Below are 23,895 nucleotides of genomic sequence, written 5' to 3' on the forward strand. Positions count from 1 at the left end.
GCCCGTCCGCACCGCCGGCCTATGCGCGGCCGGCACCCCCACTACACCGGCCGCGCCCCGTTCCACACTGCGGAAAGGTACCGCGGTTGTTCCAAGTGCTGCTCGAGCTCTTCGGGGAGATCGGGAAGCACCAGACCATAGGTGGCGGCCAGATCGGCGGGTGCCGCGGCCTGCACCGACCAGCCGTGCCCGCTCAGCCACTGTTGCGGGTCGGCCCTGTCGTCGGAGTAGAACAGTTCGGCCGGGTCGATATCGCCGAACGGATTCTTGTCGAGATACTTCGTTTCGATGCGGGCGAAATTGCCGCTCGCCGACCCGGCAGGGACGCTCTCCACCGCGATCCGGCTACCGGCCGCGCTCAGTCCACCGATATGCGTGAACAGTGCGTCCTGAGCCGCCCCGGGCAGGTACGGCAGCAGCCCTTCGGCCGACCATGCCGTGGGCGCGGCGGGATCCGCTCCGGCTGCCGTCAGCGCGGCCGGCCAGTCGGCGCGCAGGTCCACGGCCACCGTACGGCGTTCGGCGCGCGGTATCGCCCCGTGTTCGGCCAGCACCCGGTTCTTGAACTCGAGCACTTCGGGTTGATCGATCTCGTAGACCACGGTTCGAGGGGGCCACTCGAGCCGATAGGCTCGTGCGTCCAACCCGGCGGCGAGTATCACCACCTGTGCGATTCCGCTCTCGGCGGCCGACAGGAAGAAATCGTCGAAGAATTTGGTCCGCAACCCCATGAATCCCGGTACGAGCGGGGCACCGGCAAGGGTCGGCGGATCCGCCAGTATGTCCAGGAAGTGTGGCTCACCGGCGGCGCGGACGAACAATTCCGCGTAATCGTCGCGAATGAGCGGATCCGGCAGAGCCGATTCCAGCGCTCGGAATGTCGCCACCCCCAACGCGGTGAGCCCTACACCGGTGACGATATCCCACCTATCTCCTTCGGTGCGCACGACGAAACCTCCCGATCGAATCGGTGGATACGGACACGACGAATTACGCGCGAGAAGAGCACATCATTTCTGCCGCGGGCCCGAAGCGGAACCGCGGGCGGATGAGACCGGCCACCGACGATTCTACGTCCGGAAAGGAGGTCCGGCCGTCCGGCCGGGAATACGACGGCGTGGCCCGGCACGCCCCGGCCAGGAACGTCGCGCGCTGTTCGGGGCCGGGCGCGATGCCCGGCCCGCGGGGCGCTGGATAGCTCCAGGACAGCAGACGATCATCGACCCTTGTCGCCGACGGCCCGCGCGGTGAGTTCGCCGCGCCGGCGCTGCCGGTACTCCCGCGGCGTCTCTCCCGTCGCCTCTTTGAACGCGGTGGAGAACCACGAGGCGTTGAACCCGCACCGGGCGGCCAGATCACCGATCGGCACCTCGGAGCAGGCGGGATCCGAGAGGAACGAGCACGCGGCACGCAGGGCCTCTTCGCGCCGCAGATCACGGAAGGTGATCCCACTGCGGGCCAGGATGGCGCGCACCTGGCGGGGCGACCAACCCAGCGCCGCGGCGACGGCGGGCAGTCGGACGTCCCGGTGGCCGATATGGGTGCGCACATATCGCCGCACCTGTTCGGTCACCTCACCGTGCTGGCCCCGCTGCGGGCTCACCTCACCGACCGACAGCATGCACAGCAGTTCCCCGATACGACGGCACACCGCGTCGAACTCGCCCTCCGACAGCGCCGCCTGCTCCGCGTGGGTGCTGCGGATGAGCGTCCGGGTGATCCGGCCGAGCCCCGAGGACATATCGAGCTCCGCGTTGCGCGTCACGAAAGAACCTGTGCGGTCTTCTATTTCCTCGCGCGACACCTGGAACGCGTAGGCGGACGATCGCGGGATGTGGAGATGACACACCGTATCGAGTATGGTGACGGCGCCCCGACCGGGACCGGCACCGGTGACACTGCCGTCTCGGTACCGGACCGTGTAGGTTCCTTGCTCGGGAACGACGACCCAGTAGAAATCGTCGCCCGCGACCCGGCGGATATGTGGCCGGGTCCGGCTCGAGGTCCGCGACCCGCGTTGATCCCAGCGCAGTAGCCGGTAGCCGGCGCTCTCCTGCACCGACATCGTCGCGCTCCACCGGTCGGGTTCGTGGTACTCGTGGTCCATCGGCATCAGGTTGTCGGCGATGGTGGTCCACGATGCCGAACTCCGCGCAGTCACACTGTAGAACTCCACAGTCCCGTCCTCGACAATGCTCCGGCGGGACCGGCCGGCCGGTGGGCTGCGGTCACCGCGGCTCGCCGAGCGAGACCGGTATGGACAGCGGCCCGATGGTGAAAAACGATGGGGTGTAGGGTACCTCGTCCGGGTCGATGGCGAGTCGCAGATCCGGCAGCCGCCGATACAGCGATGCCAGCGCCAGCCGCCCCTCGAGCCGGGCGAGCCCCGCACCGATGCAGTAGCGCGGACCATGCCCGAAGCCCAGATGCCCGGCCCGCTGGGCACGGGTGATATCGAACCGGTCGGCCGTTTCGCCGTACTCCGCGGGATCGATTCCGCACGCCTGGTACACCACGCCCACCGCGTTGCCCTTCGGAATCGCCACACCCGCAATGGTCACATCTGTCAGGGTGAACCGCCAACTGGTCATCATCACCGAATGGCGGTAGCGCACTGTCTCTTCCACGACATCGGCCCACCGATCACCCGCTTTCGCCAGGCGGAGCTGCTCGGGATCCCGGGCCAGCGCGAGAATCGCATACCCCAGCATGTGAACGGTGGTCTCGTGACCTGCGACGAGCATGATCCACAGGACCGCCACCAACTCCTCGGTGGTGAGCCTGTCGTCGCGCTCCCGCGCCTGTACCAGACCCGAGGTGAGATCGGTCCCCGGTTCCCGCTCCTTGCGCTCGACCAGGTCGTACAGATAGGCCTGCAGCCCGTTCTGCGCCGCGAAGGCCTCCTCCGGAGAACTGTTGTGCGCCAGCAGAGTTGCCGTCCAGCCACGCAAACGGCCGCGATCCTGTTCGGGGACACCGAACAGTTCGCAGATCACCGCCATCGGCAGCGCTTCGGTGAAGGCGGGCACCAGATCGACCCCGTCGCCGGCGGCGATCACCCCGTCGAGGAGTTCATCGATGATCGCCTGGATCCGCGGCTCCAGCGCCAGCACCCGGCCCGGCGTGAACGCCTTACCGATCAAACCGCGCAGCCGGCGATGGTCACCGCCGTCCTTGGTGGACAGATGTTCGCCCTGGACCACCGCGCGCAACGGCCAGTCCTGGGGAATCGCTCCGTTGTGCAGGGCGGGCCAATGCTTGGGATCCCGGGCGAACGTGGTGTTGTCACCGGCGAGGACTTCGCGTACGGCCGCGTAGGTCAGCGCCAGGTAGCCGGGTACGCCGCCGGGGAATTCGACCTCGACGACGGGCGCGGTCTCGCGCAACCGACGGCACGTCTCGAGCGGATTCTCGTTCGCAGCGGGGAAAGCGGGAAGTGTGGTCGACACGTGCATTCCTTTCGACAGGCCCGGAGGTCACCGGATACTCGCCGAGGAGTATCGCGCTCCGGCGCCCCGGCCGACGACCGCGCGGCCCGACTGTGCCCCGAACCCGAAGAAGGTGGTCGATAACCCGAAATACCTGCCGCCGAGATGGATACCGCCCGGGCCGGGCCGGCTACCCGCAACGGAACACGAGTGAGCGCGCCACCGGCTGTGCGAGCACCGGCTCCCGGCCGTTACCACCCACCGCCTCGTCCGGCCGAGGGTTCGGTCCGGGGCCGGTCAGGACGCCGTCACCGGCCGGACGAGCGGTCTCCCGGCCGGGAGATCATCGCGGGACCGACCCTGTTCGGCGATGTAGTGCGGCTCTATGCTCCACATGTGGCCGCGGTCGACCGTGTCGAGCTACTGCTGATAGAGCCCGCGTCGCGTACCGGACGCGAGCGAGGACGGCCGCTGCCTACTCGTCCTCGAGATCATAGGGAGGTCGGTGAAGGTCCCCCCTGAGCACGCTGCTCGCGGTCCTGATCGGCGGGGCACTGCTCGGACTGGTCGGCGCGTTGGTGGCCATCCCCGTCGCGGCCGCCCTGCACCTGATCGCCCAGGAGGTGCTTTTTCCACGCCTCGACAAGGCATGAGGCACGAAGTGCCGTTTCCTCGACAACTCTGCCGTACCGATGGATCGGTGCCGTTCGGTGATCACGACCGGCTCGACCCCGGCGGAGATATCGGCCGGCACCGACACCGGGACGCCCGGCACCGCCGCGGTGACCTCGCGGAAGACTCGACGTGGCGCGCCACGCGGGTCGCCGCTATGTCGCGGCCGCGCCGGCGCCCACGGTCTCGGGCCGCGAGGCGGGTTTCCGCAAACGGCCGACGATGAATCCGGTCGCCGCGAGCGCACCGGCGATGGGCCACTCGACCGCTCCCGCGATGGTGAGCGCACCGAGCCCGCCGTAGTAGAGATAGCGGGTGGGCAGGGACAGCTCGACCGGCCCCGCCTTCATCTTGATGCCCTGGCCGGGAATCGCGACCTTTGCGTCGAAGAAGGGCAGGGCCAGTGTGGCCGCGGGTGCGGCCTCGGTGGTGGGCTGCCCGGGCGGTTTCTCCCGGGACCCGGAGGTCTTCTCGCTGGTCGATCCGCCGGCGTCGGCCGCGGCGGCCCGGCCGGTACTGTTCGTTTTACCTTGTGAGGGCACGGGACACGATCCTCTCGTCGTCGAGAACTACCGGTTCCGGCCTCCCCGGCGCGCGCCGGAGAGGTGTGACAGCGAGCGTGAACGTCATCGATGATCGCGCTCCGGTGGGGCGGAAGGCAACCGATCGACACGATCGATCAACTCCTCGGTGCGCCGGGCGAACCACGCCGGGGAGAGCACGACCATCGCGGTGGCGGCGGTGACCGCCGTGAGCACACCGGCCCAGGCCACCGGCCCCAGCGGCGTGCACCCGAAGAACTGGCTGACGCCGGGTATCTCGACGACGGCCACGAGCACGGCCGCACTACCGACCGCCGTGGCCACCACAAGCGGATCATCGTGCCGCAGTACCAGCGTCTGGGCGAGTTGGGCGCCGACCAGTGCCGTCAACCCCATGGTCGCGGACCGCCGCCGGGTACCCGGCGTCCATCGACCGATCGCCCACGCGGCGGTCGCCGCGGCGGCGGTCGCCGCACCACGACGGACTATCGCCTCGACCAATGGGCGGCCGAGCGAAGGAGCGGGTGTGGACAGAACCGCATCCGGATAGCCCGTACCGGACGCGGCCGTCCCCGCCGCGGCCGCGGGACTCGGCGGTGACACAGCGATGGCGAGCGCCGGGAACATATCCGTGAGCAGGTTGACCAGCAGGAGTTGCCGGGTACTGACCGGGGCGCCGCCGCGGCCGAGTGCGGTGCCGAGGATGGTGAACACCACTTCGCCCGCATTGCCGCCGAGCAACAGGGTCAGGGCATCGCGGACACCGATCCACATATTGCGGCCTTCGACGAGAGCGTCGAGCAGGGCGGTGAGGTTCTCGCCGGTCAGAACCATATCGGCGGCCTCGCGGGCGGGCGAGGAACCGCGCCCGGTCACCCCGATACCGGCATCGGCCATCCGGATCGCGGCGGCGTCGTTGGCGCCGTCGCCGACCATGGCGACCACCCGCCCGCACTGTTGCAGGGCCGCGATCACCTGCACCTTCTGCTCCGGGCCGACCCGCGCGAAAACCTGCGCCGAGGCCGCCAGTTCGGCGCGGCCGTTCTCGTCTGCGGCGGCCAGTTCGGCGCCGGTGACGACCCGGGCGTCGGCCGGGAAACCGAGTTGGCGTGCGATGGCGCGGGCGGTGACGGGGTGATCCCCGGTGATCAGCGCGACGGCGCAGTGAGCGGTGGCCAACTGCTGCAGGAGGGGGCGCGCCGAATCGCGGACGGTATCGGCGAGACCGACGTACCCCGCGATGGTCAGATCGGTCGCCAGTTCCTCGATCCGGTCCTGATCGAAACGCGTCCCGTTCCCGATCGAGTCGAGTTCGCACTCGGCGACGGCGAGCACCCGCAGGCCCTGATCCGCCAGGTGGTGGACGAGCGCATCCGCTGCGTCCCGGCCGGAGGATCCGCTGTCGAACCGGCAGCGTGGCACGATCACCTCCGGGGCGCCCTTGAGCACCAACCGGGCCGAGGTGCCCGGTCCGCCGTCGCCATCGACGATGACGGCCGCCGCGTAGCCGCGGCACGATTCGAAGGGCAGCTCCGCGATCACGGTCGGCTCGGGACCGTTCTCCGGCAAGCGGGCGGCCGCGGTGAGGACTGCCTCGTCCGTGGCATGGGTATGCCCCTCCCCCGTGTGCGGACGGGGGCACGCCCGCCCGGCGGCCCGCACCACCGCGGCCGCCGCCGGGTCGGTGATCTCCGGATAGCCGGCACCCGGCAAGAAATCCGGTGGCACCGCCGTCACGACGGCGAGCCGGTTCAGTGTCAACGTGCCCGTCTTGTCGAAGCAGACGGTGTCGACCCGGCCGATGGCCTCCAGTGCCCGGGGCGCCCGGACCAGCACCCCCAGTTTCGACAACCGGCGGGCGGCTGCCAGCTGGGCCATGGTCGCCACCAGCGGTAGCCCTTCCGGAACGGCTGCCACCGCGATTGCCACCCCGTCGGCCACCGCCCGGCGCAGCGGTCCACGACGCACCAGCGACAAACCGGTGACCACCGCGCCGCCGGCCAGCGTGAGCGGCAGCACCCGGCCGGTGAGATCGCGCAGCCTGCCCTGGACCCCGGTCGCCGGTGCCACGCCGGACACCGTGGAGATCGCGCGATTGGCCACCGTGGCCGGACCGGTGGCCACGACGATCGCGCGGGCCCGCCCGGCGACTATCGTGCTGCCCTGGAACAGCATGCTGGCGCGTTCCGCGGCGTGGCCTGCCACCGGTTCGACATGTTTGAGCACCGGCACCGACTCGCCGGTCATCGACGACTCGTCGACCTCGAGATCGTCGGCGACCAGCAGCCGGGCATCGGCCGGCACCACATCCGGCGCCCGCAGCTCGAGAACATCACCGGGCCGCAGCCGGGTCGCGGGGACGACACTGAACCGGTCGGAGGTCCGCGCCGCTTCCAATCGGTTCTCCGTGGCCGCTTTCGGAACGACGACCCGGCGGACGGCCTGTTCCTGTTCGGCGAACAGGGCCGCCGCGGCGTCCTCGGCGCGTAGCCGCTGGATACCGCTGACCAGCGCGTTGACGCTCATCACGCCCGCGACCAGCAGCGCATCCACATTGCTGCCCAGGATCGCGGCGGCCGCGGCCCCGATGGCGAGGACCGGAGTGAGCGGATCGCTCAGTTCCCGGCGTGCCGCCCCGGCCAGCCGGCCCAGCAGTGCTGTGGGGACGCGCAGTCGTTCGCCCACCACGCTGTGCGACAGGACGGAGACCCTCCGGCGCCAACCCGGCGCGGGGTTCGGAATCGGTGCCCGACGGCCACGGAGGACTCGCGCGTACACGATCGCGGGATCGAGTGCGTGCCAGGGGGTGAGCGGTTGCGGGGGCGGGTCCGGTGACCGCACCACCCGCTGCGCGGCCAGCCCGCACAGGATCCAGGCGGTCGCACCCGCGGCGTCGACCGGAGCCAGCCACCGTCCCGGCCCGAGCCGGCTCCGCCGGCCGGTTTCCCCGGTCACCACGAGCAGGCCCGCCAGAGTGCTACCCGCCTTGGCCAGGCGCACCGCGGTGTCGACCGCCGGGCGCGCGGCCACGACCGCCGCGAGCACCCGGACAGCGTCGGCGAGGTCCGCGCCGGTGACGAGGTCGGCGGTCCACGGTGCCGCTGCCGCGCGATCGTCGACGGCGACGCCGATATCGGCGAGCGCCAGGGCGGCCAGGGTATCCACCGCGTCGGCGTCCGGATGCAACGACGAGATCAGCAGCACCGGGCCACGGTCGGCACGCAGTTCCCGGACGAGGTCGAGCAGACCGGTACCCGGGTCGTAGGCGGCGGTGACGGAGGCGCCCAGTTCCTCGGTGCCGGCCACATTGCGCAGCACCACCCGCGCACCGGTACGCCGGGCGGTCTCGATCAGCGGAACGGCGCAGGGGTCGAGCTCCCACCCGATCGTCACGGTGGCGACCACCGCGCCGTCGGCCAGCAGGTCGGCACGGTCGGTCCCCGGCACCGTGGAACCCGCAGGTTCGTGCCACCGCAGGCCGGCGGTGTCGAAACCGGTCTCGTCGGCGGACGCGGGGATATGCTCACCGTGCAGCAGGGCATCGGCGATCTCGAAGATCCGTCCCCGTCGCCACCCCGGCGCCGAGACCTCGACCTCGAGCACGGCCCTGGTTTCGCCACGCAGTGCCGCGCCGTCGATGACAACCACCCGGACCTGGTCGAGTCGACGCAGCACCCCCGGGTCCAGCACCAATGAGCCCGCCTTGGCCAATCCCCGGCCGAGCACGAGAGCGTAGGCCTCCCGGCCCATATGCGCCGCCTTCGGAATGCCGGCCAGCAGCGTATCGGCGATATCGTCGGCCGTACCGCCCCCGAGCAGGGTGCCCGCGGCCGCCACGAGCGATCCGTTCGCGGCTTGATCGGCGTACTCCTCGACCGGGCCGGTCGCCCCGGTGGCGACCGTGTCCTCGGCCGCGGGGCGGAGATCCGCGCCGGCCTGCTCCGCCGCGAAGAGCGCGGCGGGAGCCGGGCCGCGCGGCCGGGTGGCGGCCGCGAGCCCGGGTTCACGCTCGCACCAGGCCCGCCGGCGCGCCAGCGCCTCGGAGATCTGGGCGGTTCGCGCGACGAGATCCAGCAGTGGCGCGGCGGGCGCCAGACCGAGCCCGTGCGCGGTGGCGGAGAACATGGTCGTCAGCAGATCGGTGCCGGCTCGTCCGAGCTTGGACTCCAGCAGTGCGACGATCCGCGGCTGATGGTTGATCACCGCCGCGGCGGCCCGGGCGGCCCGCGGCGCCCGGGGAAACCGGCCCAGCCATCCGATCACCGAGGTACCGATCGCCAGGACATCGGCCACCGCGGCCACCACCGGAACGGCGACCGCCATGGGGTCCCCGGGATCGGTTGCCGGCCCGCGGTATTGCGCTCTCGGCTCCTGCCCGGCACTCGGCAGGCCGGTGGCGGGGCGGATCATCCGGCGGATCTCGTCCGGATCAGCGGCCTCCGCCAGTTCGATCACCAATCGCCCGAGTATGTCCTCGACGTGCGCGGACACGACACCGGGCCCGGCGGCGACGAGCCGTTCGAGCTCCGCGGCGTCCTCGGCGCCGTTCGCCCCCGGCAGGACCCGGTCGAGATCGATGTGCAGTCTGCGTCCGGACGCCCACACCGGCGCGACACCCGCCTCGTCCGTGCCACCGCGCGGTGGACCGCCGAGTACCACGCGGGCCCAATCGCGGACCGGCCCGACCGCCGGACCCACGAGCGCCGGCGCGACCAGCGCCGTAGCGGATCCGATACGGACGGTCGACGCCATCGCCCCTGCCGCGAGCCGCGCGAACCCACCGAGATCGATTCCCCGCATGCGCTCAGGCTTCCCGAGTGATCGGTCGATGCATTCGGGCGAGTGTAGGCGGGGGAAAGGGCCGTCCAGGTGGCGCGCGCCGCACGTTGCGGTATCGGAACCCAACTGTGCGCACAGCGCGCGGATCACTGATCGGCGCCGAGTCGTCTCACCCCCCGGGCCGCGGCCCCGAACCGTTCCGGTCGGTGATGTGGTCGAAGTGGACGAGCAGGTGCCGGGGTCCGCGGAAGATCTGGCTGCGCCGGTATGGCGGCGGATCGACGACCAGGCCGGGAGCGACCATGCGGCGTACGAGAGTTTCCAGTGCGAGGTTGACCTCGAGTCGGGCGAGCGGACCGCCGATACAGGTGTGGATGCCGCTGCCCCAACCGAAGTGCTCGTTGTCGGGGCGTTGCATATCGAAGCGGTCCGGGTCGGCGAAGCGGGCCGGGTCGCGGTTGGCGGCAGCGTAGACCAGGTGCACCGCGGCCCCCTTCGGGATGGTGATGCCGGCGATATCGATATCGGCGGTGGTGCTGCGGCTGGGGAAGAACTGCACGGCCGCCTGTAACCGCTGGACCTCTTCGATCGCGCGCGGGATCAGCTCCGGCCGGCTGCGTACACGCTCGTAGGCCCCCGGATTGCGCAGCAGGGTCAGCACACAGTTGGAGATCGTGTTGACCGTCGAGTCGTGGCCGGCGACGAGCAGCAACCTCGCGTTGGACAACACCCGCTCGATGGGCATGGGACCGCCGGGGCCGTCGTCGTGGATCATCGCGGACAACAGACCCGGCCGGGGCTCGCGCCGCATGCGCTCGATCAGATCGGTCAGATATCGCGTGAGCGCGACACGGCCGGCGCGCGCCTTTTCGGCGCGAATTCTGCCTTCGGCGGTGGATGCGTCCGGACCCAGATCCGTACCGGTCAGCATGTCGTGGATCCAGACATGGAAGGTGGGCTCGTCGGCGATCGGGATCCCGAGGATCTCGCAGATCACCGTCACCGGCACCGGGTAGGCGTAGTCGTCGACCACGTCCAGCCGGGTCCGGCCACCGGCGGCGATACCGTCGAGCAGTTCGTTGCACAGCCCGACGATGCCGGGTTCCGCGCCCGGGATGACATCGGGTGCGTGCGGTGGCCCGAAGTGGCGCATCACCTGGCGGCGCGCCCGACCGTGCTCGGGGGGATCGGTCACGATGATGCTCGGTACCTGGTCGTACGCCGGCTCGTCCCGGGCGCCGGGCTCCGGACCGGGGCCCGCCGCGAGGGCAGCGCCCAGGGGGCTGCGGGAGATATCGGAGCTGACCCTGGGGTCGTGCGCCAGGGCCAGCACTTCCCAATAGCCGGTCACCACGTACTGATCGTCGGCCACTCGCGCGACCGGGGTCCGGCGCAGTTGGTCGAAAAACGGATACGGGTCGGCGCGGTGTTCGTATCTCATCGCCTCTGCCCAGGCAGTTGCGGCAGTCATGCCTGCTCCCTTGGTCAATGGAACTCGGCGCACCGGGAGGTGGGGTCGTGGCCGGTCAGCACCACATCGGGGATTTCGGTCGGCACGCGCGGATCGGGGAAGCGGGCCGGTACCGGGATCGGGTCGGAGGCCCGGTCGTAGCCCGGTGCCGGCGGCGGGAAGGGCGCTGAGCGTTCGATCATCGCCGCGTAGTACTGCAGCCACTTACCGTGATCGAAGGTCACCGCCCCGACGGTCCGGCCCCGGTGGCCGTAGACCGCGGCGAAACGATAGTCGCCGGGACAACCCTGGGTGAACACGATCTCATCGGCGAAGGAGCACACCCCGACTCCCTTGATGTTGACTCCGAATTGGGCCGACCAGTATGAGGGCAGCGGCAGATGCGGTCGCCGCTCGGTCTCGAGGCTGAGCATATTGTTCGCCGCGACCTGTGCGCCGCACACGGCGTTGTCCCAGTGTTCCATCGAGATGAACTGGTACTCGTACAAAACATGTGGCTGGCGCGCGACGTCCCCGGCGACGAAGATGTTGTCGGTCACCACCCCGTTGATATCGAAGGCCCGACAGCCCGCGTCGCAACCGACTCCCCAGAAACCGGCGGCCAACCGGGCCCCCGCCAGCCATTCGACATTGCGGATCGACCCCAGCGACGCCACCACCACATCGGCTTCCACCGTGGTCCCGTCCGACAGCCGGGCACAGCGCACCTGCCCGTCGGCGTCGCCGTCCAGCGCCTGCACCGATACTCCGGTACGGAGGTCGACGCCTGCGTCGCGCTGCATCCGCCCGGTGATATCGGCGACGACCCCGCCCAGCGGTCCGGCCAGCGGGCCGCCGCCGCGTTCGGTGACGGTCACCGGAAGCCCCAGCGCACAGCACACCGAGGCGATCTCCGAGCCGACGAATCCCGAGCCGACGACGAGCACCCGCTTCGGGCCCTCACGCAACGCCGCCTGTAATCGGGCCGCGTCATCGCAAGTGCGCAGGGTGAATACCCCCTGCAGCGCGCCCTCGTCCGGGTCCGGCCAAGGCCGTGCCCGGACGCCGGTGGCGATCAGCAGCCGGTCGTAGGGCACCGTGTCTCCGGTGGCCAGCAGGACCTGCCGGTTCACCCGGTCCAGGCCGGTCGCGGCCACACCCAGCCGCCAGTCGGCATCGACAGCACGCATCCGGGGCAGTTCGGTGTGATCGGCGCGGACCCGGCCCCCGAGGACTTGTTTGGACAACGGCGGCCGGTCGTAGGGCTGGTGCGGTTCGTCACCGATGAGGGTCAACGGCCCGCGGAAACCTCGCTCCCGCAAAGCCTCCGCGGCGCGGAGCCCGGCCAGTGAGGCCCCCACGATCACAATGCGACCCTCGGCCCGAAACGCCCTGACCAGGTCGGTGACCAGCGACGCGGCGCTCACGGCGCCGGCCCCTGCCCGCCGGGGGTGTAGCTTTCCACCAGGATCGCCTGTACCGGGCACGCCGCGGCCGCCCGCAGTACGCGGAGACGCTGCGCGTCATCCGGGTTGGGATCGTAGGACAGCGCCTCTTCACCCAGCAGTTCGAATACCTCCGGCGCCAGCGGAACACATTGCGCGTACCCCTGGCACCGGTTCAGGTCGACGACGATGCGCATGATCGAGCTCTCATCCGAGCCGTGTCCCGATATGGCCCTCGGAAACGCCGCGGGCGGTAGGAAATGCGCACGCCCGCCGAAACGACGTGCACGTCCGGTGGACGGTCACGCCCGAATATCAGTGCCGGATGGACACCTCACCGAGCGTTCGAACACCCGATACCGCGGCCCTGTCGATCCGCCGACCGGCAACCACCCGCTGTCTACAGTCTCCCACACACCGCGCTGTTCGATGCCGCCTTTCCAGTTGTCCCGATCGCAGGTGCACACCGCGGTGATGCGGGAAGGAGACAACACGCGACGGCGCGGCGGCGGGCCGGACCACCCGCGACGCCGCTGCGACGAGGAGCCGGCCGAGCGCTGGTGGCGTAGCCCTCGCGACGTGGGCGGCGACCGGCCGGTACCGGAGCTCGCCGGTTCAGCGGGCCGGATACTTTCCGGGGGTGAGCAGCCCGGACTCGTAGGCGAGGACGACGAGCTGTGCGCGATCCCGGGCGCCCAGCGCCGCCAGCAGACGGCTCACATAGGTGCGGGCCGTGGCCGGGCTCAGATGCAGACTCGCACCGATCTCGCTGTTGCTCTCCCCCATACCGACGCGCGCGAGTACCTCTCGTTCCCGTTCGGTCAGCCCGGCGATGAGCTCGGGACGGGTCGCGCCGAGATCCCGGGCCACACGGTCGACGAGGGTGCGGGTGATCGACGGGGAGAGCAGTGAGTCACCGGCGGCAACGGTGCGGATCGCGGCGCGCAGTTCGGCGGGACCGATATCCTTGAGCAGATAGCCGACGGCGCCCGCCCGGATCGCCGCGACGATATTGTCGTCCTCGTCGAAGGTCGTCAGCATCACCACTCGCACACCGTGCAGCGCGGTATCGGCGGCGATCTGCCGGGTGGCCCGGATGCCGTCCGATACGGGCATTCGGATATCCATCAGCACCACATCGGGCCGGTGGTGGCGCACCGCGGCCACTCCGTCCGTGCCCGTCGCCGCCTCGGCGACGATGCCGATATCGCCGTCCCGTTCGGCCAGCGCCCGTAGACCGGTGCGTACGAGTTCCTGATCGTCGACGACCACCACGCGGATCATCGGCTCACCTCGATCGGGATGCGGGCCTCGACACAGAAGCCGGAGTCGGTGTCCGGACCGGCGGTGAGGGTACCGCCGAGCAGCCGTACCCGTTCCCGCATTCCGGCCAGCCCGTGACCGCGGCCGCCGCCGGCCGGTGCCTCTGCCGCGACTGTGCCGTTGTCCCTGATCGTGACCCGCAGTACGGCATCTTCGATTTCGACAGCGACATCGGCCCGCGTGGCCCGGGCGTGGCAGATCACATTGGTGAGCGCCTCCTGCACCACGCGATACGCGGTCGCGTCGAGCTGTGGCGGCAGCCGGTCCGGCACCGCCGGAAGTACGCACTTCGTATCGATACCCACGTCGCGGGCGGTCCGGATCAGATCGGGTACCTCGGCCAGCGACAGCACGCGCGCCGGCCCCTCCTCTTCGCCGCGCAGCAGCCGGACCATCGACCCGACATCGCGCAGCGATTGCCTGCTCGTATCCGCGATATGGCCGATCGCCAGCCGCGCCGCTTCGTCGTCGTGGCCCACGGCCTCGGCGGCCACCCCGGCCTGCAGCGAAATCACCGACATCGCGTGACCGACCGAATCGTGCAGATCCCGCGACAGGTCGGTCCGTTCGTCCCGGATGCGCGATTCGGTCTGCCGCGCAGACTGTTCCGCGAGCAACCGCATGATCTCCGCCTGCTGCGCCAGCCGGTCCCGTCGTGAGCGCACGGCACAGCCGAGCGCGATCGCGGTCATGATGAGGGCCGCGTTCGCCACACCTTCGTACCCGATCAGGTACGCCGCGGATTCGCCCTCGTGGATGCGGAAGGCCAGTGCGACAGCGAAGACCAGCGTCCCGGCCACCCCGGCCCACCACGCCGAACCCGCGTCGGCCGTGGCGAAGAGCGCGGCGACCAGCGGCACCGCCACGCCGATCGGCGGATAGTCGAGGGTGTAGTAGCCGAAAGTGCCGAGCACCGTGGCGACCAGCATGGTGTGCGGAGCGCGGCGGCGCACTAGCATGAGGGCGCCGAAAGCGATCGCGAACAGATACGCCGGCGCCTCCGGAGTCCGGTAACCGTCGCGGCCGAGCGAGATCACCAATGCGAGCGCGCCCGCGACAGCGGCCCCGAGCAGGGCGTCGTGCGACCACCGCCGCACAGTGTCGCCACGAAAGTCGGCCCAGACCCTCATGACACGATCCTACGAAGACCCGGCCGAGCGCCGCATGGGTCCGGAGGCGACAACGCCTGTCGCCTCTCGACGTACCCGGCTGTCGCGGGAACGCGAGATGAGTCGAGCGCCCGGACGGATGCCCGGGGCCCGGCGCGATCCATAACGTCGAGGGCGTGAACGCCCGTATCGCTTCCCCGAAAACCGCCGACTGGCCCCTGGCGCTCGGCCTCGGCGCCTTCGCGCTCGTCCGTCCCGCGATCCGCATCGTCGAAGACCGGGCCGGTCTCGACCTCTCGCCCGCGGCACCGATCGCGGCGACGATCGCCGTCACCGTCGTCTGGACAGCCGCCGCCGTGCTCACCCGCGTGCGGGACCCCCTGACAACGCTCCTGTACGCCGGGTTGACCTACGGAGTGCTGTCCATCGTGCTCAGCGCGGTCCTCTCCCCACTCCTGCTCGGCCATCTCGAAGGTCCCCTCTCCCGGCCCCTCACCATCGTTCCGATACTGATCGTGAACGCCGTCTGGGGGCTGATCGCCGGCGCGGTCGCGCTGATGATCCGGCGAGCCCGCCGCGATAACACCGGGGGGACACCGTGAAGCGCTTCACTGTTGCGGCGGTGGTTCTCGGTGGCTACGCCGTCGTCGCGTTCTTCGTCTTCGCCGCCACCGCGGCCGAGACATGGTTGCTGTATCCCAATATCTTCCGTGATGTGCCCGCATCGCTCGAGCTGAGCCAGGAATTCATGAGCGTCGTCGCGGTCGGTGATGTCATGCGTCCGCTCGGCGCCGCGATGCTGGGCACCGCATTGATCGCCGGCGCGGTCACGGTCCGGTATCGCATCGCCCGCCGGTGGCTCGCCTGCTCACTGGCCGCTCTGGTCAGTGGCCAGTTCCTGCTCTCGGTGAGCTACCTGTGGCCCCGCGCCACAATCCTGTTCGACGGCCGCAACGAACACACACTCGCCGAGATCGAACGGGCCGCAACCGAATTCGAGGTCGGTCAGTATTTCCGGATCGCCGCGGCCGGGCTGGCGGCGGTGTTCGCGGTACTCGCCGCGCTGGAATGCTACCGAGCACGGCTGACCGCGCACCTTCTTGCCGGGACTGTGTCCGCCTGAACACACCGCTGCGCCCGCCGGCCGGTCGCAGCGGTCCGGCGGCTCCGCACGGTGCGCACGGCGGGGTATCGAGAGCCCCGGGCGCCCTCGCGTACTGGATGGCCCCGTGAGACCGCGCCACTCTTGACGCAACCGATTAGTTGCAATACTGTCTATGGCAATCAATCGGTTGCGATAAAGGAGTACGCCATGGGATTCCCCGATCAGATCGTCCGCACTATCGAACTCGCACACCCGCCCGCCAAGATCTGGGCCGCGATCACCACCGCCGAGGGGCTCGCTTCCTGGTTCGGCAACACGGCGACGATCGACCTGCGTCCCGGTGGCGCGGCGCGGATGACATGGGAGGGTGGGCACACCGCGAATCTGCGGGTGGAGCGGGTGGAGGAGCCGAGCGTCTTCGGTTTCACCTGGCAGATCTACGGATTGCCCGAGGACGACCCGCGACGCACCTATGTCGAGTTCACCCTCGAACCCGACGACTCGGGCACGCGGCTCACCGTGGTGGAGACAGGTTTCGCGCAACTCCCCGAGGACGAGCACCGGATCGCCTTCGGTGGCAATACCGACGGCTGGACCAGCGAACTCGCCGAACTCGTCCAGTATCTCGATGCAGCCTGACCAGGAAACCACCGCAGAACAGGTCTTCGTCGCACTCGCCGACCCGAGCAGGCGATCGATCCTCGCCGCCCTCGCCGCGGGCGGCCCGGCCACCGCGACCGATCTCGCCGACCGACTGCCCATCACTCGGCAGGCGATCGCCAAACACCTTGCTCTGCTTTCGGATGCGGGCCTGGTGATCGCCGAACCCGGGGAGCGGCGGCGCATCCGGTACCGCCTCGATTCCGCACCCATGCAAGTGGCACAGCGGTTCCTGGCGGCGATGGCGCGGGACTGGGACGGCCCACTCGACGCATTACGCAGACACCTGGACAGTGGGAACGATGCGTAACGCACGCAGTGGGGCCTTCGGCTGTGCTGCCGAGGTCGCGCTCACCGGAGACGCATCGCGGGTCGCGTATCCGGCGGCCGCGACGACGCCGGCCCGGATGGCAGGTCAGAGGGTGAGCAGGACCTTGGTGGCGCGGCACCGGTCCATGGCGCGGTAGCCCTCGGCGGCCTCCTCGAGGGGCAGAGGGAGGTCGAACACCGCGCCGGGGTCGATCCCACCGCGCATGATGAGTTCGATCAGATCGGGCAGGAAGCGGCGTACCGGGGCGGGCCCGCCGTCGCCTACGAAGAACTCGCCATCACCGCAGAACCCGGGCACATCCTCATGATCTACACCGCAGAACCCGGCTCCCCGTCGGCCGAGCGCCTGCAGATCCTCGCTTCCTGGCACCCGTTCCACAGACCCGGCCAGTACTCCCGGACTGATCCGCCCACCGGTCCGGCCGTCCTACCGAGGTGGTTGTGGCGGATCACACGACATCGCGAGACCGTGGTGAAAAGTCCGAACCTGATGCTCGATGACGGGGCCACCAGCCGGAACATATATCCTCGAGTCACCCGACCGACGTGCACACCAACGCATTTCACCGACACGAACTGCGGGCACACGGCGGGTTTCTGCGTGTCTTCGACGGCGATGACCCGAAGGCATATTCACCGATCTCGAGAGGTAGCTCTATGAATTGGGTCCGTGCGCGAACAGGTCTCGCGCGGGCGCTGACGGGTGTGACCACGGCATGCTGCCTGATCCTTGCGGGACAGCCGTCCGCGGTCGCCGAGGAGGTGCCGACCCCGCCGGCCCCCTCCGGCCTGCAGCGCGGTATCGACGATGCCCTTCCCCCGCCGGCACTGCCCGCCGCACCCCCGCCGCCCATCGGCGATCTGCCGCCGCAACTGGCAGCACTGTGGCACGCGGTGCAGTCTCCGCGGACGGGTGACCCGATCTTCGACACATGGCCGGCCGGATTGGACCGGCCGGCCGCCGGTGCGGTGATCGAACAGCGTGACATCACCGCGATCGCCGCGCCGCGGATCGAGGCGCCGGTGGGCCGTGCCGTGCTGCTGAAGTTCCGATCGACGGCCGCGGCGGGTGCGCCCTCCTTCGGCACGGCCACCCTGGTGGTTCCGGCGGCGGCGTGGACAGGTTCCGGCAGCCGGCCGGTCCTGGTGGACAACAAGCCGATCAATTCCCTCGGCCTGCGATGTACGCCCGGCTATGCGATGGCGCACGGGGAGGACGGCACCAGCAGCAGTGCCATCGACGCGCTGACACCGACGACCGCGTCGGCGGTGAACCGTGGGTACGCGGTGCTGATTCCCGATCACGAAGGCCCGTTCATGGCCTATGCGGAACCGAATGTCGCCGCACATGTCATCCTCGACAGCATTCGCGCCGTGCGCTCGCTGCCCGGATCCGAGTTCGGTGCCAGCCGGTTCGCGCTGACCGGATACTCCGGCGGCGCGATCGCCTCCTACGCGGCGGCCATGCTGCTCGACGAGTACGCGCCGGAACTGGCCGATGCGGTGGTGGGCGCGTCGATGGGCGGCCTCGTCACCGACAACAGGGTCGTCGCGAACAGTTTCGACGGCAAGTTCGCCTCCGGGGTGCTGCTGGCGGTCGTACTCGCCTACGCCCGCGAGCACCCCGAGATACTCGCCAACATGAACCATCTGGCCCAGTGGGTGGCCACATCGCCGATCAACAATGTGTGCGGTGAGGCACTCGGCCCGCTGGGTGTGGTCGGAATACCGCTCGAAATCGCCGCGAATATCCCCCACCCGCTCGACAGCGCCGTCGCCGACGAAATCTTCGCGCGCACGGATCTCAGCGACCGGACGTCGGCGGTGCCGCTGTACATCTACCACGCCGCCCACGACCTCTGGATTCCGCTCGAGGGGGCACGGCAGCTGTATCGCACACAGTGCGACCGCGGTGTCCCCGCGGTCTTCCGCAGCGAGCCGGGCGAACACGTGAGCGGTCTGACCACGGGATTCCCCGGGGCGTTCGATTGGCTCGATGCGCGTCTACGCGGCGAGCCCGCACCGGACGAGTGCACCTAGAACAGTTCTCGACGCCAGGGTGTTTCGCCCGGGAGAGCCGCGCCGGTGGCGGGCGCGGCTCTCCCGACAGCGCATTTCGGTCCACTGCCGATTCGGGCGTGGAACCGAGCGGGCGGCCGACGAAGCGAGCTCGCTCATGACGTTCGCCGACCCGGGGCGGCGGATTCCGCGACGTGGACCCGGATGCGGCCGTCCGGGGCGGCCGGTCGCGCGGGGCCCGCTGTGTCCGGGCCGCCCTGCCGGCGGCCCGGGATGCGTGCGACCACCGGCCCGAGTGCCCGCCGCACGAGGCTGATCACCCAGTAGGGCAGGACGAAGATGAACAGGATCAGCGCCACGCCGTAGGTGATTCCGGCGGCCGACTGGTTGATGTCGGCGGTCCACTGCGGGACGTACACGACGAAGAAGGCGCCGAACACCACACCGGGCACCGTGCCGAGTCCGCCGACGACGATCATCGTGATGAAGGCGATCGCGAGCGGCAGTCCGAACGCTTCCGGGCCCACATACTGGACCACGAAGCTGTAGAGCACACCTCCCACCCCGGCGAGCGCGGCGCTGAACGCGAAAATCGTTGTTTTGGTGCGGGTCGCGGGTACACCGAGGGTGGTGGCGACCGCTTCGTAGTCCCGGATCGCGATCAGCGAACGCCCGATCCGGCCGGCGGCGAGGCGACGCACCACCAGGTACGCGACGAGCGCCACGACCAGGCAGAGATAGTAGACCCACTGATCCCGGGCCAGTCCGGTGAACTCGGGGGCCTCGGCGCCGAAGATGTTGATACCCGCCTGCCCGTCGGTGACGTGTTCGAACCGCTTGATCACCGCGGGCGTCACCAGCGCGAGGCCCAGTGTGGCGAGCGCCAGCTGGAGTCCGTGCAACCGCAGTGCCGGCAGGCCGAACAGATAGCCCACGACATAGCCGACCATGAACGCGATCGGGATCAGTAGCAGATACGGCACCCGGTGGTTTTCCACCAGCACGGCGCTCAGGTACGCGCCGAGGGCGAAGAAGAAGCCGTGGCCCAGGGAGATCTGGCCGGTGTTGCCGGTCAGCAGGTTCAGTCCGAGCCCGACGACGATGTACACCAGCACCATCGAGCGATCGAAGTTCACATACGGCGCGGACACCAGCGGCGCCACCGCGGCGACGAGCACGACCAGGATCATGGTCGCGCGCGAGAGCCACACCGGCGCGTCGAGTTCGGCACGGGGGCGGCGGAGTAGCTCGAAGATCCTCATACCCGTGCCACCTTCCGGACGCCGAACAAACCTTCCGGCTTCAGCAACAGCACACCGAGAATGAGGACGAGCGCGACCGCCTGCTTGAAATCGTGGCCGATCCAGGAGATATAGGTACCGGCGAGGTTTTCGGCCACCCCCACGCACAGGCCACCGACGATCGCACCGACCGGGCTGTCGAGCCCGCCCAGGACCGCGGCCGCGAGCGAGTAGATCAGCGACGCCACGAGCATATTCGGCTGCAGGAACAGCTGCGGCGCCGCCAGGGACGCGGCGAGCGCGCCGATGGCGGCGGCCAGCCCCCAGCCGATCATCAACATCCGGCCGACCGGCACGCCGATCAATTGCGCGGAGTCCGGGTTACCGGCGGCCGCCCGCATGGCCAGCCCCACCCGCGTCCGCTGGAACAGCACGAACAGCAGGGCGGCGATCACCACGACCGCGCCGACGATCACCACGGACTGCCGGGACATCACGACCGGGCCCAGCGTGATCACCGGCCCCGACACCATCGCCGGGAATTCCCTGCTCTGCACTCCCCAGATCCAGCCGGCGGCACTGTTGAGCACGAGCATCAGCCCGAGCGTGATGATGACCAGCGGCATATGATCCGGCGACCCGGCGAGCGGCCGGATCAGCACTCGCTCGGTCGCGGCGCCGGCGAGGAATGCCACCACCATCGCACCCGGAATCGCAAGGTACAGCGGGGCACCCCACTGGTGGAACTGCCACGCGAAGAACGCCGAGAACATGGCCATCTCGCCCTGGGCGAAGTTGACGATCCCGGACGCCCGGTAGACCAGGACGATGCTGAGCGCGAACGCGGCGTACAGCGCGCCCCACGTCAGCCCGTCCACCACTTGTTGCGCGAACACTTGCATGAACAGATCTCCTGTGGTCAATAACCGAGGTAGGCGCGCCGCACCGATTCGTCGCGGGCGAGGCTCTCCGCCGGGCGCTGGGCGACGACGCGACCGGCGTCGACGAGTACCGCCGACGTGCCGATATCGAGTGCGAGGTGGGCGTTCTGCTCGACGACGAGAATCGTGGTGCCGGTGTCCTCGTTGATCCGGGCGAGCGCCCGGAACACCTCCTGGGTGATGCGGGGCGCCAATCCGAGCGAAGGCTCGTCCAGCAGCAGCAGCCGCGGGCCGGCCACCAGGGCGCGGGCGATGGCGAGCATCTGCTGCTCGCCGCCGCTGAGCCCGGCCGCGGGCCGGCGCCGCCGCTCCCGCAGCCGCGGGAAGAAGTCGTACCACTGATCGATCGCCCGCTCGGTGGCCGCGGTGGAGGTCGTGTATCCGCCGATCCGCAGGTTCTCCTCAACGGTCAGGTCGCCGAATGTTCCACGTCCCTGCGGCACGTGCGCGACGCCGAGGCGAGCGATCCGATCCGTGCGCAGTCCGGAGATATCGCGCCCGTCGAACACGATCCGCCCGGTGGTGTGCACCATCGCGCAGATCGACCGCAAGATCGTGGTCTTCCCGGCCCCGTTCGCGCCGAGCACCACCGTCACCTCACCGGCGGGCACCGCGAAGTCGATGCCGTGCAGTACTTCCGCGCTGCCGTAGCGAGCATGCAGCCCCTCGACGTCGAGCAGGTTCACGCCGCACCTCCCAGGTACGCTTCGACAACCTCGGGATGCGTTGCCACCTCGGCGGGTTCGCCCTCGGTGACCTTCTGACCGAAGTTGAGCACCACCACCCGGTCCGAGATCGACATCACCATGGCCATGTGGTGCTCGACGAGCAGCACCGAGAATCCCCGTTCGTCACACAGGGCGCGGACCGTGGCGGCGAGTTCGAGCACCTCCTCGTGGATGAGCCCGTTCGCCGGTTCGTCGAGCATGAGCAGCCTCGGTTGCTGCATCAGTGCCCGGGCGAGCTCGATCCGTTTGAGGGTGCCGTAGGGCAGGTTTCCCGCCGGCTCCAGTCCGACGTGGGCGAGTTGCATCGAATCGAGCAGCGACCACGCCTGTTCGCGTTCGCGACGCTCCTCCCGCCGGGTCGCCGGCAGGCCGAGGGCGGTGCGGACGAACCCGGCCCGGGTGCGCGAGTACGCACCGGTGAGCACGTTCTCCACCACCGACATCGTCGGGAACAGCCCGATGTTCTGGAAGGTGCGCGCGATCCCGGCGTCGGCGATCCCGGCCGCGGGCAGGGCCAGCAGATCGGTATCGCCGAAGGTGATACGTCCCGAATCCGGTTGGTAGAGCCGGCTGATGCAGTTGAACAGTGTCGTCTTGCCGGCACCGTTGGGGCCGATGAGCCCGACGATGCGGCCGGGCTCGATCGTGAAGGAGGGCCCGTCGAGCGCGACGACGCCCCCGAAGCGCAGGCGCACCTCCTCGACGCGCAGTGCGGGTACCGCTCCGGCGGCAGCTGCGTCGGGCACGGTCGTCATCCCTCGGTGCCGCGCGTGACCACAGCGTCGTAGTGCCAGCTGCCGTCGCGGAATGTCATCGGTGCCATGGAGGTGATCACGTACGGGTAGTCCGGCGTGGTGTCGAAGGTGACGCCTTCGATGGACAGGTCGGTGGTGACACCCCGCATGTTCCCGACCGCGTCGAGGAGGTCGGCGCGCGTGCAACCCTTCATTCGTTCGAGAGCGGTGACGAGCAGCTGCGCGGTGTTGTAGCCGGTGGCCGCGATGGTGTCGGTGGTTTTCACCTTGCCCGCGTTGCGCTCGGCGAACGCGCGCCAGTTCTGCACGCCCGGATGGGCGTCGTGCTCGGTGCTGCTGACGTCGTAGATCCAGTAGAAGGAGTGGATACCTTCCGCGGCTCCGGGACCGGCCGGCGCGAGCACGAAGTTGGTGTCGGTCGCGCCCGAGTAGATGTAGGTGTCGGGCTTCCAGCTCAGCTCGTTCGCCTTCTTCAGCGACTGGGTCACGAAGCTCGCGGTCGCGAAGTTGACGAAGACGTCGGCGCCGGAACTCGCGAGGTTGACGATCTGCGAGTCCACCGACGGCGTCGTCTGCTCGTACGACTGCTCGGCGACGATCCGGGTCCCACTACTTCGAGGGCGGACTTCAGTGCGTCGAGGCTCCCGACACCGAGGCTGTCGTTCGGGTAGAGCACCGCGATCTTCGCCTGCGGATGGTCGCGCCGGATCTGTCGGGCTCGTTCCGAGACCTCCCATCCGGTCTGCGGATTCACCGCTCCGGCGACGACGGGGCGCTTGTCGTGCGTGGTGAGGAGTTCGTCGGTACCGGTCATCGGGAACACCAGCGGCACGTTCTTCTGGGTCAGGTAATCGACGACGGCGAGGGTCGAGGCGGTACCGATCAGATTCTGGATGGCGAACACCTGGTCCTGCTCGACCAGTGACCGCACATTGCCGACGGTGCGCGCGGGGTCGTAGCCGTCGTCCATCGCGGTGTACACGATCTCGCGGGATTTGCCGTCGCCCATCGCGACTCCGCCCGCGGCGTTGATCTCGTCGAACAGCGCGGTCGCCGCGGTGGCCTGCGCACCGGCGACGGATTGCATGAGGCTGGTACCGAACCTGATCTCGGTATCGGTGATGCCGGGATCGCAATCGCCCGACGCGGTCGCGGTGTCGCGACCCGAGCAGGCGGTGAGGGCGGCGGTGGCGCACAGAGCTGTCAGGCCCACGGCGAGAGTACGTTTCATGGTCGTTCCCAGGGTGCGAAGGGGGCGGAAAGCAGGAGAGGTCGCCGCAGCGTGGGTTGCGGCGGCGAGGGATCGGAACGGGTCGTGATCAGGCGCGCGGATCGATCCCCGGTTCGCACCTATCGGTTACGGATGCG

General features: G+C 69.6%; 20 protein-coding genes and 1 pseudogene. 5 read left to right on the top strand and 16 right to left on the bottom strand.

The window, feature by feature from the left end; translation table 11 throughout:
* Window positions 1-41 precede the first annotated feature (41 nt).
* The 10 genes from NS4_RS06225 to NS4_RS06270 form a co-directional block, all read right to left on the bottom strand.
* The gene (locus NS4_RS06225) at window positions 42-947 is read right to left on the bottom strand and encodes a class I SAM-dependent methyltransferase (RefSeq protein ID WP_063058531.1); all 906 of its coding nucleotides are present in this window, start codon (window positions 945-947) and stop codon (window positions 42-44) included.
* Window positions 948-1,216: 269 nt separating this feature from the next.
* Window positions 1,217-2,161 carry an AraC family transcriptional regulator gene (locus NS4_RS06230; protein ID WP_169811730.1) on the bottom strand — a complete coding sequence of 315 codons (945 nt, stop codon included), beginning with the start codon at window positions 2,159-2,161 and terminating at the stop codon, window positions 1,217-1,219.
* Between the two features lie 67 nt (window positions 2,162-2,228).
* Window positions 2,229-3,449: a cytochrome P450 family protein gene (locus tag NS4_RS06235; RefSeq protein WP_169811731.1), complete on the bottom strand. Its 1,221-nt coding sequence runs from the start codon at window positions 3,447-3,449 to the stop codon at window positions 2,229-2,231.
* A gap of 806 nt (window positions 3,450-4,255) precedes the next feature.
* Window positions 4,256-4,642 carry a hypothetical protein gene (locus NS4_RS06240; protein ID WP_063058534.1) on the bottom strand — a complete coding sequence of 129 codons (387 nt, stop codon included), beginning with the start codon at window positions 4,640-4,642 and terminating at the stop codon, window positions 4,256-4,258.
* An 84-nt stretch (window positions 4,643-4,726) separates the two neighbouring features.
* Complete coding sequence (locus tag NS4_RS06245) at window positions 4,727-9,442, bottom strand: cation-translocating P-type ATPase (protein WP_063058535.1); 4,716 nt, start codon at window positions 9,440-9,442, stop codon at window positions 4,727-4,729.
* A 148-nt stretch (window positions 9,443-9,590) separates the two neighbouring features.
* Window positions 9,591-10,892 carry a cytochrome P450 gene (locus NS4_RS06250; RefSeq protein WP_063058536.1) on the bottom strand — a complete coding sequence of 434 codons (1,302 nt, stop codon included), beginning with the start codon at window positions 10,890-10,892 and terminating at the stop codon, window positions 9,591-9,593.
* Between the two features lie 14 nt (window positions 10,893-10,906).
* Complete coding sequence (locus NS4_RS06255) at window positions 10,907-12,298, bottom strand: NAD(P)/FAD-dependent oxidoreductase (protein WP_063058537.1); 1,392 nt, start codon at window positions 12,296-12,298, stop codon at window positions 10,907-10,909.
* Window positions 12,295-12,513 carry a ferredoxin gene (locus NS4_RS06260; protein ID WP_063058538.1) on the bottom strand — a complete coding sequence of 73 codons (219 nt, stop codon included), beginning with the start codon at window positions 12,511-12,513 and terminating at the stop codon, window positions 12,295-12,297. Before NS4_RS06260 ends, NS4_RS06255 begins: the two co-directional genes overlap by 4 nt.
* A gap of 418 nt (window positions 12,514-12,931) precedes the next feature.
* Complete coding sequence (locus NS4_RS06265) at window positions 12,932-13,600, bottom strand: response regulator transcription factor (RefSeq protein WP_063058539.1); 669 nt, start codon at window positions 13,598-13,600, stop codon at window positions 12,932-12,934.
* On the bottom strand, window positions 13,597-14,769 hold the full coding sequence (locus NS4_RS06270; RefSeq protein WP_157105916.1) for a sensor histidine kinase: 1,173 nt from the start codon (window positions 14,767-14,769) through the stop codon (window positions 13,597-13,599). Before NS4_RS06270 ends, NS4_RS06265 begins: the two co-directional genes overlap by 4 nt.
* A gap of 155 nt (window positions 14,770-14,924) precedes the next feature.
* Here NS4_RS06270 and NS4_RS06275 point away from each other — a divergent pair, with 155 nt between their 5' ends.
* The 4 genes from NS4_RS06275 to NS4_RS06290 all read left to right on the top strand — a co-directional run bounded on the left by NS4_RS06275 (window position 14,925) and on the right by NS4_RS06290 (window position 16,823).
* Window positions 14,925-15,350: a hypothetical protein gene (locus tag NS4_RS06275; RefSeq protein ID WP_218020311.1), complete on the top strand. Its 426-nt coding sequence runs from the start codon at window positions 14,925-14,927 to the stop codon at window positions 15,348-15,350.
* The gene (locus tag NS4_RS06280; protein WP_063058542.1) at window positions 15,347-15,871 is read left to right on the top strand and encodes a hypothetical protein; all 525 of its coding nucleotides are present in this window, start codon (window positions 15,347-15,349) and stop codon (window positions 15,869-15,871) included. Before NS4_RS06275 ends, NS4_RS06280 begins: the two co-directional genes overlap by 4 nt.
* A 189-nt stretch (window positions 15,872-16,060) precedes the next feature.
* Window positions 16,061-16,492: an SRPBCC domain-containing protein gene (locus NS4_RS06285; protein ID WP_063058543.1), complete on the top strand. Its 432-nt coding sequence runs from the start codon at window positions 16,061-16,063 to the stop codon at window positions 16,490-16,492.
* A complete protein-coding gene (locus tag NS4_RS06290) occupies window positions 16,482-16,823 on the top strand; it encodes an ArsR/SmtB family transcription factor (RefSeq protein WP_063058544.1) in 342 nt (113 codons plus the stop codon). Before NS4_RS06285 ends, NS4_RS06290 begins: the two co-directional genes overlap by 11 nt.
* Before the next feature lie 105 nt (window positions 16,824-16,928).
* On the opposite strand, the gene NS4_RS31285 is transcribed toward NS4_RS06290, so the two are convergent.
* Window positions 16,929-17,141: a hypothetical protein gene (locus tag NS4_RS31285; RefSeq protein ID WP_245665126.1), complete on the bottom strand. Its 213-nt coding sequence runs from the start codon at window positions 17,139-17,141 to the stop codon at window positions 16,929-16,931.
* Between the two features lie 359 nt (window positions 17,142-17,500).
* Between NS4_RS31285 and NS4_RS06300 the strand changes: the two genes are divergently transcribed.
* Entirely contained in the window at window positions 17,501-18,883 is a 1,383-nt protein-coding gene (locus tag NS4_RS06300; protein ID WP_084486909.1) for a lipase family protein, read from the top strand.
* Window positions 18,884-19,017: 134 nt separating this feature from the next.
* On the opposite strand, the gene NS4_RS06305 is transcribed toward NS4_RS06300, so the two are convergent.
* The 5 genes and pseudogenes from NS4_RS06305 to NS4_RS06325 all read right to left on the bottom strand — a co-directional run bounded on the left by NS4_RS06305 (window position 19,018) and on the right by NS4_RS06325 (window position 23,758).
* On the bottom strand, window positions 19,018-20,124 hold the full coding sequence (locus NS4_RS06305; RefSeq protein ID WP_084486911.1) for a branched-chain amino acid ABC transporter permease: 1,107 nt from the start codon (window positions 20,122-20,124) through the stop codon (window positions 19,018-19,020).
* Entirely contained in the window at window positions 20,121-21,005 is an 885-nt protein-coding gene (locus tag NS4_RS06310) for a branched-chain amino acid ABC transporter permease (RefSeq protein WP_063058663.1), read from the bottom strand. The genes NS4_RS06305 and NS4_RS06310 overlap by 4 nt, the downstream gene beginning before the upstream one ends.
* A 17-nt stretch (window positions 21,006-21,022) precedes the next feature.
* Window positions 21,023-21,730: an ABC transporter ATP-binding protein gene (locus tag NS4_RS06315; protein WP_063058545.1), complete on the bottom strand. Its 708-nt coding sequence runs from the start codon at window positions 21,728-21,730 to the stop codon at window positions 21,023-21,025.
* A complete protein-coding gene (locus tag NS4_RS06320) occupies window positions 21,727-22,527 on the bottom strand; it encodes an ABC transporter ATP-binding protein (RefSeq protein ID WP_063058546.1) in 801 nt (266 codons plus the stop codon). The genes NS4_RS06315 and NS4_RS06320 overlap by 4 nt, the downstream gene beginning before the upstream one ends.
* Window positions 22,524-23,758: pseudogene (locus tag NS4_RS06325) on the bottom strand (ABC transporter substrate-binding protein). Before NS4_RS06325 ends, NS4_RS06320 begins: the two are co-directional and overlap by 4 nt.
* Window positions 23,759-23,895 lie beyond the last annotated feature (137 nt).

Origin of the sequence: Nocardia sienata NBRC 100364 (genome assembly GCF_001613205.1) — a bacterium.
Taxonomy (GTDB): domain Bacteria; phylum Actinomycetota; class Actinomycetes; order Mycobacteriales; family Mycobacteriaceae; genus Nocardia; species Nocardia sienata.